Source organism: Paenibacillus sp. CF384, assembly GCF_900106745.1.
Classification (GTDB): Bacteria; Bacillota; Bacilli; order Paenibacillales; family Paenibacillaceae; genus Paenibacillus_Z.
In genome coordinates, this window is sequence record NZ_FNNV01000001.1 from 901632 (window position 1) to 918025 (window position 16394).

Here is a 16394-nt window from a genome sequence, read left to right on the forward strand (position 1 = left end):
GCTCGATTAGACGCTTTCGCGGTGGCATCCCGAGTTCAAAGGCGGCACGTAAACTCTCCGGCTGCACCCCGAACTCCGCTCCTTCCCCTCGCTTACCAGCGCTTAGGGGCGAAGCCGAAGTTGCCGAGGTCCTCCGGCAACTTCGGTGAAACCAGTACACCTAAAACTACCATAAACCCCAGAAGAATAAACCTTAAACAGTCGCCCCTCCGGGGCTTGTTCACCTTCGGTGAACTTTCCTTACTTCACCTGCGGTGAAGACACAACCTAGAACAAGGACAATTGATTCGACTCCGGCAATCCCCGGAAGCAGCCCATTGTCGTCAGAACTTCGACGATGGTTTTGGTTGCTTTCGATTTCTGCTGGAAGTCTTCGACCGATAGGAACTCGCCGAAATCGCGAGCGCCTGCGATGTTCTTCGCAGCGTTCTCGCCGATCCCGCTGATTGCGCCGAATGGCGGGATAATCGAGTTGCCGTCGATGATAAATCGAGTAGCTTCTGAACGATAGAGATCAACCGGCTTGAAGGAGAAGCCGCGCGCAGTCATCTCCAGCGCCATCTCAAGCAAGGAAACGCTGTTCTTCTCTTTCGGCGTGGCGTTGAAGCCTTTTTGTTCAATTTCGACCAGCTTCTTCGAGATCGCCTCATATCCCTTGCATAGCAGCTCTAGATCGAAATCCTCGGCACGAATGGAGAAGTACGTCGCATAATATGCGATTGGATGATACAGCTTGAAGAACGCCGTCCGTACTGCCGAGATAACGTAAGCAGCCGCATGGGCTTTCGGGAACATGTACTCGATTTTTAGACAGGAATCAATGTACCATTGCGGTACTTTACAGCGTTTCATTTCATCGATCCACTCTGCGGTCAGACCTTTACCTTTACGAACGCTCTCGGTAATTTTGAAGGCGAGACCTGCATCCATGCCTGCTTTATAGATGAGGAATAACATAATATCATCACGGCAGCCGATAACGGTCTTGATCGTACAGGTACGGTTCTTAATCAGCTCTTGCGCATTGCCGAGCCAAACCCCGGTTCCATGAGACAACCCTGAAATTTGCAGCAAATCGGCAAAGGTTGATGGTTTCGTCTCCTCAAGCATCTGGCGCACGAACTTGGTTCCCATCTCCGGCACGCCATACGTCGCGACCGAGGAACGGATTTTGTCCGGCGTGACGCCAAGGGCATCCGTTGAACTGAACATACTCATGACTTTCTGATCGTTCATCGGAATCGTTGTCGGATCAATACCGGTAAGATCCTGCAGCATACGCATCATGGTCGGATCATCGTGCCCCAGTATATCGAGCTTCAAGAGGTTATCCTCGAAGGCATGATAGTCAAAATGGGTCGTTTTCCACTCGGCATTCTGGTCATCCGCGGGATACTGAACAGGGGTTACATCCTCAACCTCGATGTAGTCCGGCACAACAACGATACCGCCAGGATGCTGTCCCGTGCTTCGTTTAACACCGGTACATCCATTAGCAAGCCTTGTAAGCTCTGCCCCGCGCCACTTCTTCCCATAGCTCTCTTCGTATTTCTTCGTGTAGCCGTAAGCTGTTTTCTCCGCTACCGTACCGATTGTACCTGCACGGAACACATTTTCCGCCCCGAACATCGTCTTCGTGAAGTTATGAGCTACCGATTGATATTCACCGGAGAAGTTCAAGTCGATATCGGGAACTTTGTCCCCTTTGAATCCAAGGAACGTCTCGAACGGGATATCCTGACCTTCGCCTTTGAGCGGCTTGCCGCAGTTCGGACAAACCTTGTCCGGCAAATCGAATCCACTCGGATAACTGCCGTCAAGGAACCATTCACTAAACTTACAAGCTTCATCTACGCATGTATAATGCGCAGGCAGTGGGTTTACTTCAGATATCCCAAGGAAAGTCGCAACGATGGACGATCCTACTGATCCCCGTGATCCGACCAAGTAACCATCCTCATTCGACTTCTTCACTAACTTCGCTGAGATCAAATAGTTGGCAGCGAAACCGGCTTTCGTAATCGGTACAAGCTCTCTCTCGAGTCGTTCAGTAACGACGTCCGGAAGCGGTTCGCCATACAGCCTGCGCGCAGTGTCATAACACGTATTACGCATTTCATCATCGGCGCCTTCGATAATAGGAACGAATAATTTCGGCGGGAACATATCAAACGGTTCAAATCGATCAGCCAGCTCTGAAGTATTCTTGACTACCACCTCATAAGCACGAGCTTCACCTAGAAAAGCGAACTCCTCAAGCATTTCTTTAGTCGTGCGGAAGTGAGCATCCGGCTTGCGGATATCTTTCAGCGGACTAAAGCCTGTAATCCCATGGATCGTAATGTCGCGGAACAGCTTATCTCTCTGCAGCATGTAATGCACGTTGCCTGTCGCGATGACCGGCTTGCCAAGCTTATCGCCAATCTCACATACACGGCGAATGGCCTGTTCAATCTCAGCACGGCTGGCGACGAAACCTTTCTCAACGAGATGCATATAGAAGTCGATCGGCTGAATCTCCAGCACATCGTAATAATGCGCGACTTCCTCTGCCTCTTCCAACGATTTATTCATGACCGCTTCGAAGAACTCGCCTTTCTCGCAGCCGGAGATGACTAGAATTCCTTCTCGTAATTCGGTCAGTTTGCTCTTCGGAATCGTAGCGACGCGTTTGAAATGTTCGGTATGCGATTTCGAAATCAACTTGAAGAGATTCTTCTTGCCCGTTCCATTCAATGCGTAAATGCAGCAATGGAATGGACGCATATTCGACAAGTCGAGCCCGACGTAGTCGTTGAGCATCTGTAAACCGGTGATGTTGCGAGAAGCCGCATCGCCAATTAAGCCAAATAGTACGCCGCCGAGTGCAATGGAGTCATCAATGGCTCGGTGATGATTTTCGAGACTGATTTTATATTTATCCGAAAGGGTATTTAGTCGGTGATTCTTCATCGTCGGATGCAGGAATCGCGCAAATTCAAGCGTATCCAGAACGGGATTCTTCACTTCCGGAAGACCATGCAGCTTGCAGGCTGCATTCAGGAACCCCATATCAAACCTGGCATTATGGGCAACAAGCACCGCATCCCCGATAAAATCGATAAACTCATGAATCTTCGGACCCAGCTCCGGGGCGTCTTCGACCATTTCGTTCGTAATATTCGTTAACTGTTGAATGTGATAAGGAATGTCTTCATGCGGATTGATGAACGTCGAGAACCGATCGATTTCTTTGCCTTCATGCATTTTGACGCCGGCAAGCTCAATGATTTTGTTGTTTACAACGGAAAGTCCCGTCGTCTCGACGTCGAATACAACGTAAACAGCCGTTTGCATCGCTTCTTCGCGCGCATTCATAACCATCGGAATGGCGTCATTGACTACGTTTGCCTCTAATCCGAACAATACTTTAATGCCATGTTTCTTAGCCGCTTTAGCCGCTTCCGGATAGCACTGCACATTGCCGTGGTCTGTAATGGCTATCGCTTTGTGTCCCCACTTGGCAGCTTGCTTAATGTATGCGTCCACCGGAGCAACCGCATCCATCGTGCTCATCGTCGTATGCAAGTGGAACTCGACGCGTTTCTCTTCGGCATCATCCTTGGATTCCCTTGGTGCCAAAACTTCATGCATATCGGAAGGCATCATGACCAGCTCGGGCTCCATCATGAAGCGGTCATACTCGACGCGTCCGCGTGCCTTGATCCATTTGCCATTAGCGAGCTGCTTCAACACTTTGACATCGTCTTTCGTCTTCGCGAACATCTTCATCGCGATAGAGTCAGTGAAGTCCGTAACGTTGAATGTAAATAGCGTGCTGCCATTGCGGAGTTCTTTCTCTTCGAGACCGAATACCGCGCCCTGCACGGTGACCTTCTTCTCTTCTTCAATAATGTTCATAATCGGCACAGGCGCATCTCGAATATCGTAACCGACGACAAGGCGAACTTCGCCTTCGTCTAGCTGCGGCTCTTCCGATACCGTAGGACTTGTCATCATCGCTTGAATAACTTCGCGCTCTTCTTGCTCCCGCTTCTGAGCAAACTGCTCATACACCTCTTGATTGGATTCGCCGACAATCATCTTCATCCGGCAGGTAGTAGCAAATTGCTGCTTGAAGAAATCAATCGCAAGCTCGTCAATCTTCTTCTTCTTCGCAAGCTCAAGACCCATGTCGTCCATCAGATGAAGGGTAATCAGATCACCTTCAGCAATGATCTTCGATTTACTGATCCAGCCATTAACGGAAGGATTGTTCTGCTGCAGCCATTCCACAAATGCCGGCCAATATTCTTGAATCAGTTCATCCTTCGATACCTCGCTGCTATATTGAAACTGAAACGAGATTTGAGCAATATGGGCATACTTCGCAACGACTGCACGACAAAAAACACCAAAAGCCGGTAACGGAACCATAGTCGTTTTGCCAATGCAAAACGTCCATTCCCGGTTACTCCGGCTTACGATTACTTTATCTATATACCCATCTGCGAAATATTCATCGACCATTTGCTGCGGCAGATCCGCCTGCTTCAGAAGCAGTTCGAACCGCTGTCGCTTTCCCCCGGTTTGGTTCATATTGTCCTCCCCCAAGACGAAACGGCTGTCGCCGCCTTTCAGCGAATACAGCCGTTTATTCCTTTTTTACTCTTGTTGCTATTAATAAGCTCTGGCGAATACGACGGAATGCTCGGATTTCTCTCCACAAACGAGACAAACGGTTTTGTGCTCTGCAGGCTCAAACGGAATATTACGGCTCGTTGCACCCGTTTCTTCCTTCACTTGACGCTCGCATGCATCTGATCCGCACCAGCCGGCAAGCGCGAAGCCGCGCTGTTCTTCGAAGAGTGCCTTCATCTCATCAAGCGTCTCCACAGAGTAAGTATGCTCCGTACGGAATTGCTTTGCACGCTCAAGCATATCATTATGGGTCTCCACCAGCATATGCTCAATTTCTTCCTTCAAATTGCTTTGAAGGACAATCCGCTTCTCACCTGTGATACGCGACACGAGAACAACTTGTCCATTCTCCATATCGCGAGGTCCAAGCTCAAGGCGAATCGGTACACCGCGCATTTCATACTCATTGAATTTCCAACCCGGACTTACATCGCTGCGGTCATCCACTTTCACGCGGATGCCTGCTTTCTTCAACTCAGCGAATAGCTCGTCCACGCGTCCAACCACTTGCTCACGCGTCTTCGCCGGGCCAATTGGAATCATGATGACTTGAGTCGGTGCTACTTTCGGAGGAAGCACAAGACCACGATCGTCACCGTGAACCATAATCAACGCACCTAACAGACGAGTCGATACACCCCATGAGGTGGTGTGAACAAACTGTTGCGTATTCTCGCGATCCAAGTACTTAATATCGAATGCAACCGCGAATTTATTGCCAAGGTAATGGGACGTTCCTGCCTGAACGGCACGGCCGTCTTTCATCATGGCTTCAATGGAATACGTATCTACTGCACCTGCAAAACGTTCCGATGGCGTTTTCTGGCCCATGATGACCGGAATCGCCAGATAGTTCTCGCAGAAGTCACGATAAATATCGAGCATTTGGTTTGTTTCTTCACGCGCTTCTGTTTCGGTTTCATGCGCGGTATGGCCTTCCTGCCACAGAAACTCCGTTGTACGCAAGAAAGGCAGCGTCCGTTTCTCCCAACGAACAACGTTTGCCCACTGATTAATCAGCACGGGCAAATCGCGATAGGATTGAATCCATTTGGAGTACATATGGCCGATAATCGTTTCCGATGTCGGACGAATCGCCAAACGTTCTTCAAGCTTCTCTCCGCCTGCTTCGGTTACCCAAGGCAGCTCGGGATTAAAGCCTTCCACATGCTCCTTCTCTTTGAGGAAGAAGCTCTCCGGAATGAACATCGGGAAGTAAGCGTTACGGTGACCGGTTTCTTTGAACCTGCGGTCGAGCTCATCCTTCATATGCTCCCAAATTTCAAAACCCTCTGGACGGAATACGATACAACCGCGCACTGGGGAATAATCCATCAATTCCGCTTTCTTGATGACATCGATATACCACCGCGAGAAATCCTCGTTTTGCGGTGTGATTTCCGTTACGAATTGCTTATCCTTCGACATGACCGACTCAGTGCTCCCCTCGTACCAATCGCAATATATCATTATAAGTAACTGCCAGCATGAGCAGCATCAGCATCGCAAAGCCGATGAAATGCACCATGCTCTCCCGATTCGGATCAACCGGACGGCCTCGCACAGCTTCAAATCCGAGGAAAACCAAACGGCTTCCATCGAGCGCCGGAATGGGCAGCAGGTTAAAGATACCTAAATACAGACTGAGAACCGCAACCCATGAAGTAAGCTGGACGATGCCTTCATCGGCGATTTGACTTGTCACTTGAGCAGTCCGAACCGGCCCGCCAAGATCCTCCATCTTGAAGTCACCGAGAATCAGCTTCTTAAATCCATCAAAGATCATGATTGTCATGTTCTTCATCGCTTTGCCCGCATAGGTGAATGTTTCGCCGAATGTTACCGACCGAGTAGGTACCGCAGCTGAGATGCCCAGTTTCCCGACACCTGTAGTGGGGTCTTTCTTCGGAGTAATTTTGAAAGATATCGGCTTCCCGTCACGCAGCACGTTAAATACGAGCGGCACATCGACCGATTTACTGATCAGCTCGATCATCTTGTTGGAATCGCCGCCGATCTTCTCTCCGTTCACCGAATCAATCACATCACCTACACGAAGATCCGTTTGTGATGCCGGCATTCCTTCAACTACGCTGCCAATTAACAAACGATCCGGATTCTCCATGGGAACACCGGCCATTTGAAAATAGAGACCAAATAAAACGAAAGCTAAAACAAAGTTCATGACTGGACCCGCAACGATAGCGAGCGCCCGCTGACCTACTGTTTTGCTGCCGAACTGGCGATCAATCGGAGCGATCTGCGTTTCTTTCCCTTTACTAATCAGAAGTGCTTGCGGATGTACGTCGTAGGAATCCGTAATTCCATCCGCACTAAGAGCAAGCTTAAGTTTACGTTCGATATCGATGGTTTCGACCTCGCCGCGGACAACATTGCTTCGATCATCTAAACGATCCAAGTAAATCCGAGTAACCGTGTTATCTTTCACCCGTACTGCAACGGTCTGCCCGGGATGAATCTCGACTAACTCCGGATCCTCACCGGCCATGCGGACAAAACCGCCTGCCGGGACAAGCCGCAGCGTGTATCTGGTTTCACCGCGTTTGATGGAAAACAGCTTCGGACCAAACCCAATCGCAAACTCTCTTACCAATATTCCGGCACGCTTCGCAAAATAAAAATGACCCCATTCGTGAATGGTCACAATGACGAAGAAGACCATTACCGTCAAAAAGACGACTTGAATCGTATGCATCGTTCCCCTTGCCTCCTGTTCGTAACGGCCTGTACTTAGATTATCATTATTCTCCCGTTCGATACAAGAGAACCACCGGTTAGATGCTTGCCGCTTCTCTTCGAGCCCAGGCATCCACTTCTGCGATGGCCTGAACATCGGGAACATCTACAAGCTGATGCTTGTTCAGCACAGCTGCTATAACAGTTTCAATCTCTAGGAATGTGATCTCGCCTGCCAAGAAACGAGCTACAGCCGTTTCGTTCGCTGCATTAAATACGGTAGGCGCGGATTGCCCCGCCTGTCCGCTCTCATAAGCAAATCGGAGACATGGGTAACGATTAAAGTCCATCTCCCGGAAATGCAAGGCGGACATTTTCGCTAAATTCAATCTCTCTGTTGGCGTTGGCCTGCGTTCCGGATAAGTGAGCGCATACTGGATCGGGACACGCATGTCCGGCATCCCCAGCTGAGCGATAACGCTGTGATCCACAAACTCGACATAAGAGTGAATAATACTCTCTGGGTGAATAAGAACATCGATTTGATCGTATGAAAGCCCGAATAACCAGTGAGCCTCGATAACTTCAAGCCCTTTATTGGCCATAGTCGCAGAATCGATCGTAATTTTGGCACCCATCGACCAGTTTGGATGATTTAGTGCTTCAGCAACGGTCACGCCTTCAAGTTCATCCCGAGTACGGTCCCGGAAAGAGCCGCCCGACGCTGTAAGAGTAATACGGTTCACATCACGCCGACGTTCCCCATTTAAGCATTGAAAAATCGCAGAGTGCTCACTGTCAATTGGCAGAATGGACACACCTTTATCAAGGGCACGCTTCATCACGATATGACCAGCTGTTACAAGCGTTTCTTTATTCGCGAGTCCGATATGTTTACCTGCGTCTATAGCAGCAAGCGTTGCCTGCAGCCCGCGGCTGCCAACAATTGCAGTCACGACCGTATCCGCCTCATTATCAGCAGCAATTTCGATCAGTCCGTCATTGCCATAGAGCACCTTAGTCCCTTGCGGCAAATGTGGAGCAGCTTCTTCCGCTAATGCCTTGGTCGACAAGCAAACGCTCTTGGGCTTGAATTGATTGGCTTGCTCGATAAGTAATTGCAGATTATTGCCTGCAGCCAAGCCTTCAACCTGATAACGATCAGGCTCATGACTTAGAATATCCAAGGTTTGCGTCCCTATGGAACCGGTAGAACCAAGAATCGTTATTTTCTTCAACGCTAAGGAGCCTCCTTGAATCACAGGGGAAGCAGCTCGGTCATTACGAGCAATGGAAACACGATTAACCAGCTATCGCAACGATCCAACACGCCACCATGACCGGGCAAAATCGAACCGGTATCCTTGATGCCGCGAATCCGTTTGTAAGCCGATTGAATGAGATCTCCGAACTGCCCTGCAACGGCCGCAATTAGACCGATTAGCAGCGCCCTGCTGATGCTGATGATATCCGGGTATATCCATGCAAAAATAGCCGCGATGGCCAGTGAAAGCACAATACCGCCGATCGAGCCTTCAATTGTTTTGTTGGGACTGATGGAAGGCCACAATTTATTCCGACCGAATGCTCGTCCTGTGAAATAAGCTCCGATATCGGAAGCCCAGATTGCACCGAATGCCAAACAAGTCGTAAGTAAACCATGGAGCTCCGCGTTACGCACCTCGTACATCGCGTGGAATCCATAGCCAACATATAGGGCTCCAAGCAGCATCAATGCCGCTCCGTCAATGGTTATGACATTTTTGGTCAGAACCGTTACCGTGAGTAATAAGAATAACAATAACCAAATTGTATGTATGGCTGCAGGCGAGTCTAAGCCGAAATCTTCCCAAGGAATAAACAAGACCAGCATGCCTGCCAGCCCAATTAATGATAACGGATGTTTGGCAGAAACCCCGTTCATCCGTGTATATTCCATAAATCCAATAACAGCAAGTAGAAGGAGGAGTGCAAAGAAAAACCATCCGCCGAGTACAGTTAGAAATATAAATGCTGCGCCGCCGATTAGGCCGGTAATTATACGTTGTTTCACCTGTATGACACTCTCCAGTAAGGCCGATTACAGCCCGCCGTAGCGACGGCCGCGACGCTGATACTCACGCACAGCTTCAAAGAAATGCTCTTCTGTAAACTCAGGCCAATAGACGTCAGTGAACCACATCTCGCTGTAGGCGAGCTGCCAAAGCATGAAGTTGCTCAATCGAAGTTCACCGCTCGTTCGAATAAGCAAATCGGGATCAGGAACCCCTGCGGATAACAAGTTCGCTTCCATCATCGACTCATCGATATCTTCCGGCGACAGCTTGCCCTCTTGAACAGCCTGACCGATCGAACGTACCGCCTCGATCATTTCTTTCCGACTGCCGTAATTTAGGGCGAAGTTAAGAACTAACCCCGTATTATTAGCCGTTTGGACGATTGCCTCTTCTACAGCTTTGAGCGTGTAGTCCGGCAGATCCCCTTTATATCCCATCATTCGAACCTGAACATTATTCGCCATCAGATCCTTAAGCTCAATAGACAGAAACTCCTGAGGAAGCTTCATGAGAAACTCTACTTCTGCTTTTGGGCGCTTCCAATTTTCCGTGGAGAAGGCATATAGTGTTAAATATTTCACACCAAGTCGATCCGCAGCCATCGTAATTTTTTTGACTGTTTTCATACCGGAGTGATGGCCGGCCATGCGGGGCAAACCTCGGCTCTTGGCCCATCTGCCGTTGCCGTCCATAATAATGGCGATATGCTTCGGAATGCCATCCGAATCAAGCGTCGGCGAAGTTGGTTTCGCGGACGCTTTACTGAATAACGCCTTCAATCGTTTTAACACACGCTCGTCCTCCCGCTAACGTTGATTTATGCAACAAACCCCACCATTCGGAGGGGCCGGAGAGCTTGCATTATACTTCCATGATTTCTTTCTCTTTCGCAGCCAGTACTTTTTCCACTTCTGCGATAAATTTATCGGTCGTTTTCTGAACATCTTCTTGATGACGACGGGACTCATCTTCCGAAATCTCGGTTTTTTCGAGTTTCTTAATGTCGTCATTCGCGTCACGACGAACGTTACGAATGGCTACTTTTGCTTCTTCGCCAAACTTCTTCGTCAATTTGACGAGCTCCGAACGACGTTCTTCCGTCAGCATCGGAATGCTCAGGCGGATAGTTGCACCATCGTTCGACGGAGTCAGACCGAGATCCGATTTCATGATCGCTTTTTCAATCGCAGACAGGGAGGTTTTATCCCAAGGCTGAATCATTAGCGTACGGGAATCAGGCGTATTGACGTTAGCCAGTTGATTGACAGGAGTCATTGCCCCGTAATATTCAACTTGAACCCGGTCAAGGAGGGCTGGAGTAGCACGGCCTGCACGTAGTGTGGAGAGATCACGTCTCAGTGCTCCGATCGCTTTGTCCATCCGATCTTCTGCGCTTTTCTTAATGGCTTGTGGCATTAGGTTACACGCTTCCTTTCATCACAATAGTACCGATTTTCTCACCAAGGACAACACGTTTGATATTCCCTTGCTCGGTAATGTTGAAGACGACGAGTGGAATATTGTTGTCCATGCAAAGCGATGAAGCAGTTGAGTCCATCACGCCAAGGTTGCGGTTGAGGACTTCCATATACGTCAGCGTTTCGAATTTCTCCGCTGTCGCGTCTTTAAATGGATCAGCGGAGTATACGCCATCCACTTTATTTTTCGCCATTAGGATAACTTCTGCTTCGATTTCAGCTGCGCGCAATGCTGCAGTTGTATCTGTCGAGAAGAACGGATTGCCTGTGCCTGCCGCGAAAATAACGACACGCCCTTTTTCCAGGTGACGGATCGCCCGGCGGCGTATGTAAGGCTCAGCGATTTGTTGCATGGCGATAGACGTTTGCACACGAGTCGGCACATCGATTTGCTCCAGCGCATCTTGAAGCGCCAAAGAGTTCATGACAGTCGCTAACATACCCATATAGTCTGCTGTTGCACGGTCGATACCTTTCTCCGAACCGGCAATTCCGCGCCAGATGTTGCCGCCGCCACATACGATCGCGACTTCAACATTCAGTTTCACTACTTCTTTTACCTGCTCTGCAATAGAGGAAATCATTGCGGAGTCAATTCCAAAACCATTATTACCCGAGAGCGATTCGCCGCTCACCTTCAGCACTATACGTTTGTACACGGGACTTTGCAACGTGGTATACCTCCATCTTCAACTTTGTTTAAAAGGCCGTATACGGACTTGAAAATTTAGACCTAATTATAGGAAATAGGCGGGGCGAACGCCCCGCCCCGCCTGCGCGTTCGGTTTACAATTTAGCTTGCGACATAACTTCTTGAACGAAGTTGTCTTCTTTTTTCTCAAGACCTTCGCCAAGCTCGAAACGAGCGAAACGACGGATAGAAATATTCTCTCCAATTGTGCTGATTTTCTCTTTCAGCAGGGTATGGATTGTTTTGTCTGGATCTTTGATGAACGGCTGCTCAAGCAAGCAGTATTCTTCGTAGTATTTGCTGATACGGCCTTCAACCATTTTATCAACGATTTTCTCTGGTTTGCCTTCGTTCAGCGCTTGAGCTCTAAGGATTTCACGCTCTTTATCCAGCTCTTCAGTGGAAACTTCTTCACGGCTAACAAACTTAGGGTTTGCAGCAGCGATTTGCATAGCGATATCACGAGCGAACTCGCGGAATTGTTCCGTTTTACCAACGAAGTCAGTTTCGCAGTTGATTTCAACCAGAACGCCGATACGGCCGCCAGCGTGGATGTAGGATTCTACTGTACCTTCAGTAGCTACACGACCCGCTTTGTTTGCTGCAGCGGAAAGACCTTTTTCACGAAGCAAGTCGATCGCTTTCGCGATATCACCGTTTGTTTCATCAAGCGCTTTTTTACAATCAAGCATACCTGCGCCTGTTCTTTCACGCAATTCTTTTACTGCACTAGCACTAACTGCCATGTTGGAAACCTCCTGAAATTAGTTAAGTATGACTGATCGTTATGAATGAGCCGGCGGCTCATTCATAACGATCAGCGTGAACATTCGAAAAAAGGGCGGTGAGAGGTTATGCACCTTCTGACCACCCTTCGTGTCGTATCGTTAAACTCTATTAAGCAGTTGTTACTTCGCCTTGACGCGATTCAACAATTGCATCAGCCATTTTAGCTGTCAGCAATTTAACTGCACGGATTGCATCATCGTTACCTGGGATCACGTAGTCGATTTCATCCGGATCACAGTTTGTATCAACGATACCTACGATTGGGATACCAAGTTTGCGTGCTTCAGCAACCGCGATACGCTCTTTGCGTGGGTCGATGATGAACAATGCGCTTGGCAAACCTCTCATGCCTTTGATACCGCCGAGGAATTTTTCAAGACGATCTTTCTCTTTACGGAGAATGATAACTTCTTTCTTAGGAAGAACTTCGAAAGTGCCGTCCTCTTCCCATTTCTCAAGCGTTTTAAGACGGTCGATACGTTTTTGAATCGTTTGGAAGTTAGTCAGCGTGCCGCCGAGCCAACGTTGATTGATGTAGAAGTTGCCGCAACGTTCTGCTTCTTCTTTCACCGAATCTTGTGCTTGTTTCTTAGTACCTACGAAGAGAATAGTGCCGCCTTCTTCGCCGATCGAACGTACGAAGTTGTAAGCTTCTTCGACCTTCTTAACTGTTTTCTGCAAGTCAATGATGTAAATACCGTTACGTTCTGTGAAGATATAACGATCCATCTTAGGGTTCCAACGACGAGTTTGGTGACCGAAGTGTACCCCAGCTTCTAGAAGCTGTTTCATGGAAATTACCGCCATCTCTTACACACCTCCTGTTAAATGGTTTTTAGTGGTTACCTCCGCCAATATCATTTTCCGTCATCACTTCGACCGGGTCGAAGCACCAATAACGGAATTAATCGGCGTGTGTTTTTAACACCGTCAATTACTATAACATATCTGCATACACGCTTGCAACCACAATTGACAGGTTTCCTTATGATATTTCGATAGATACGGATTTATTGGTCGGAAGATGACAGCTCGGATGGAGAAGCATTCGGTGTACTCGTAATAATCGTGCGAATTTGCGACAAAGACAAGTCACCTTCGAAAGCAAAATAACCTGCACGTATCTTCGTTGTACGCATCAGGCTGATAAAAGATTTTTTATCCGAAATGACGCCACTACCATGTAAGATGTCTGCTGTTTCCGTTACACTGGAGTTTGGCGGAATGCGCACCACAACGGATTTAGAGACAGCTGTGTTCTCAGAAGCTGCTGTCTCCTTCACGTTCTTATCATCCTTAGCTGCATCTTGCTTCGCTTGATCCTGCTTCACTTGATCCAGCAATGCCTGCTTGTCTGCTAGTTTCTTCTTATATTCAGCCTCTACCCGTTTACGCTCAGCAGCAACAGCTTGATCAAGTTCGGTCTTCGAATACCCGATTAGTTCTGATTCTGTGGTCTCCTGCTGAACCGGCTCATCCATTTTGTTCACTTGTTTCTCACCAATAATCATCAGTTGCAGAAGGGCTGCACCAATAATAATACCAACACCTAGACCAAAGAGAAATGTACGTTTATTCATGACGCGCTGCTTCCTCCTGCTTCGACAGCTGAAGAATAAGCTGAACTTCCCCTTTGTTCTTACCGAGTTTCTTAGCTATTGCATCAATGGATTTACCACTTTGATACATATCGAACAAATCGGTATAACGGTCGCGAATCGTCAAAATTGGCTCTTCATCTTCCACCATCTCTTCCGCTTCCACATCACTTGTAACTGCTGGAATTAGATGCTGGGGTCTTGAATGAGCGGCATGAGTATCCGTAACTGGAATCGTAAAATTTGAAATTTGTGCAGACTGCTGCTCTAATGCAGAAGCATGCAGCTTGGTTTGTTCAACCAGAAGCAATTCTAACTCGGCACAGCGCTTCTCAAGCAATTCCGTACGCTCATCGCGCTTCTTGGACTGAAGCTGAGTATCCTGGGTGGATTTGCTGACAAGCTCAACAAGCTCACGATTGTCCGCTTCCATGTTCTCCATAAACTGCTCTAGTGCCGTCTCCATATTCCGAACGGTTTGTGTCGATTGCTCCTGCTTGCCACTCGGCATTCTACGCGGTAGTACAGCTGCGCAGACAACAACAATACCGCCGATAAGTATGATCGTTTGCCATGATTCCATCTTCATTCACCTGCATTTCGATTTAACAATCCGTTACATCGAGATATCAATATGGTTGCCTTTGTAAGGATGCTTCTGTCCGTGATCGGTTTCCGCAGCAACTCCAGCTCCACCATCTTGCTTCTTCTTCCGATTCTGCTTGCTCTGAGACTCACGCTGCCGATTGTCTTTGATCTTGGTGTCAATGTTCTGTTCAACGGCAGTATTGCGATTACGCAGCAGCTCCGTTTGTTTAGCAGTATCATTCTCCAATCGCATTTGTTCTGCGACCGGCCGCTGATTCAATTGCTGCTGATGCAAGCTGTTTTCCGGAGTCCGTGGAATAGAGATCTGAAAATCTATAGGTTTAAAAGGCATGCTGTTTCCTCCTAAACTTCAACCCTATCACTTGCTAAGCCATGCTAGACATAAGGTGCCATAACGATGTCACCTTCAAAGTAGCGGAACGAAACACGCTGAGTAGCGTCTTTAACAAATCGTGTGTAACGGCCGATTACGATCTTAGTTCCCCCATAAACGACGTTTACGACATCTATTTTGGCGCGATCGGTATCCTCAAGCGACTTCTCAATTTCAAGTACACGATCCTTTGCTGCCGCAATTTCTTCAACCGCGGCACGTTTGGTTGAGGTCAGCTTGATGCGCATGGCCATTTTGTCAGGAGTCAGTTGCCCAACAGCAGCAAGCTGATCTAGCAATTTGAGTGCTTTCTCCGTTTTGTCAAGATTATCCACGGTGTTTTTGATTTGTAAGCGAAGCTCACTTAGTTCCGCTCTCAGCTCCGGCCGTACGCCGACCTCGAGCGTCGTTGCCGTTGACATGGTATTCCCAATCGTTCTCGCAACAACGCGATCACCGGCTTGGATGTTCCCTCCGACAAGCAACCCTTTGGGGCCGCTGCAAACGACATTTCTCCCAGCGCGAACATGAGAATGCATGATGCTTTGAGAAACCAATACATCTTCTCCTGCAGAAACGTTGCTGTCTTGAATAAACGAGCACTTCACATTACGACTTGCTTTCACATAGCCTTTGTTGCTTGCGAGTATTCCACCGGTAATTTCAATAGAGCCGTCGGATTCCAATATGGCCCCTTCAACTCCGCCGATGACTCGAATATCGCCGGAAGCCTTAATTCTGAATCCGGTCAAGACGTTTCCGCGTACGACGACTGTACCTACGAAATCAATGTTGCCGATTTTGTAATCGACATCTCCATTTACTTCAAAGATAGGGAACACATTTATTTTACTTTTATCTGTAAGCGAGATGAGTCCATCGATCGTAGCGTACATAGCTGATTGTTCAGGATTCAACACGACATTTTTACCGATCTTAAAATAAGCTTCTTTTCCGTTTCTGCAAGTGATCACATCACCGGTTACTGATTTGCCTGCCACCCCAGCCCGAGCCGGGACCTTCTCGGCGATCAATTGGCCACGCTTCACATTCTTCAGTTGCGTGACTTCTTTAAAATCGATTTTACCGCCTTCGAGTTCTACCGGACGATATTCGCCTTCATTCATATCGTAAGAGAATCGGATGTGACCATCCTCACCATGAACCGGCAGCTCTCCCTGCGCAATCACATTTTGACTGTAGAAATAGGCACTTGGCCGCTGCGCGATATTACGAAGCATGTCGCGACTGATTCCGTAACATATTCCATGGCTCTTTAGAAACTCTTCAAGCTGTCCTTCCGTGCATGAGAACTGTTCATCCGCAACATTAAATTGGATCGTAGCGGTCAGTTTATCAGGTGCAAGCTGAACAACGAGATGTGATTGTAGTGTTTCAGATGTAGACAAGACTGGCCCCCCT

At 48.3% G+C, this 16394-nt stretch carries 14 protein-coding genes; all 14 read right to left on the reverse strand.

The window, feature by feature from the left end; translation table 11 throughout:
• Window positions 1-267: 267 nt before the first annotated feature.
• Window positions 268-4578, reverse strand: a complete 4311-nt coding sequence (locus BLW29_RS04215) for a PolC-type DNA polymerase III (RefSeq protein ID WP_090976462.1) — start codon at window positions 4576-4578, stop codon at window positions 268-270.
• An 81-nt stretch (window positions 4579-4659) separates the two neighbouring features.
• The gene (proS, locus tag BLW29_RS04220) at window positions 4660-6108 is read right to left on the reverse strand and encodes a proline--tRNA ligase (RefSeq protein ID WP_090976465.1); all 1449 of its coding nucleotides are present in this window, start codon (window positions 6106-6108) and stop codon (window positions 4660-4662) included.
• Window positions 6109-6115: 7 nt separating this feature from the next.
• Complete coding sequence (rseP, locus tag BLW29_RS04225) at window positions 6116-7396, reverse strand: RIP metalloprotease RseP (RefSeq protein WP_090976468.1); 1281 nt, start codon at window positions 7394-7396, stop codon at window positions 6116-6118.
• Between the two features lie 79 nt (window positions 7397-7475).
• Window positions 7476-8615 (reverse strand): 1-deoxy-D-xylulose-5-phosphate reductoisomerase, encoded by a 1140-nt coding sequence (locus BLW29_RS04230; protein WP_090976470.1) that lies wholly within the window; start codon window positions 8613-8615, stop codon window positions 7476-7478.
• 20 nt (window positions 8616-8635) lie between these two features.
• Window positions 8636-9430, reverse strand: coding sequence for a phosphatidate cytidylyltransferase (locus BLW29_RS04235; protein ID WP_090976472.1), 795 nt, complete (start codon window positions 9428-9430; stop codon window positions 8636-8638).
• Between the two features lie 27 nt (window positions 9431-9457).
• A complete protein-coding gene (locus BLW29_RS04240; protein WP_090976474.1) occupies window positions 9458-10225 on the reverse strand; it encodes an isoprenyl transferase in 768 nt (255 codons plus the stop codon).
• Between the two features lie 70 nt (window positions 10226-10295).
• Window positions 10296-10850: a ribosome recycling factor gene (gene frr, locus BLW29_RS04245; RefSeq protein WP_090976476.1), complete on the reverse strand. Its 555-nt coding sequence runs from the start codon at window positions 10848-10850 to the stop codon at window positions 10296-10298.
• Window positions 10851-10854: 4 nt separating this feature from the next.
• Window positions 10855-11583: a UMP kinase gene (gene pyrH / locus BLW29_RS04250; RefSeq protein WP_090976478.1), complete on the reverse strand. Its 729-nt coding sequence runs from the start codon at window positions 11581-11583 to the stop codon at window positions 10855-10857.
• Between the two features lie 115 nt (window positions 11584-11698).
• A complete protein-coding gene (tsf, locus tag BLW29_RS04255) occupies window positions 11699-12349 on the reverse strand; it encodes a translation elongation factor Ts (protein WP_090976480.1) in 651 nt (216 codons plus the stop codon).
• A 151-nt stretch (window positions 12350-12500) separates the two neighbouring features.
• Window positions 12501-13199, reverse strand: a complete 699-nt coding sequence (gene rpsB, locus BLW29_RS04260; RefSeq protein WP_090976482.1) for a 30S ribosomal protein S2 — start codon at window positions 13197-13199, stop codon at window positions 12501-12503.
• A 203-nt stretch (window positions 13200-13402) separates the two neighbouring features.
• Window positions 13403-13972: an MltG/YceG/YrrL family protein gene (locus tag BLW29_RS04265; RefSeq protein ID WP_090976483.1), complete on the reverse strand. Its 570-nt coding sequence runs from the start codon at window positions 13970-13972 to the stop codon at window positions 13403-13405.
• A complete protein-coding gene (locus tag BLW29_RS04270) occupies window positions 13965-14573 on the reverse strand; it encodes a DUF6115 domain-containing protein (RefSeq protein ID WP_090976484.1) in 609 nt (202 codons plus the stop codon). The genes BLW29_RS04265 and BLW29_RS04270 overlap by 8 nt, the downstream gene beginning before the upstream one ends.
• Window positions 14574-14606: 33 nt before the next feature.
• Window positions 14607-14930 carry a hypothetical protein gene (locus BLW29_RS04275; RefSeq protein ID WP_090976486.1) on the reverse strand — a complete coding sequence of 108 codons (324 nt, stop codon included), beginning with the start codon at window positions 14928-14930 and terminating at the stop codon, window positions 14607-14609.
• A 44-nt stretch (window positions 14931-14974) separates the two neighbouring features.
• Window positions 14975-16381: a FapA family protein gene (locus tag BLW29_RS04280; RefSeq protein ID WP_090976487.1), complete on the reverse strand. Its 1407-nt coding sequence runs from the start codon at window positions 16379-16381 to the stop codon at window positions 14975-14977.
• Between the last annotated feature and the right edge of the window lie 13 nt (window positions 16382-16394).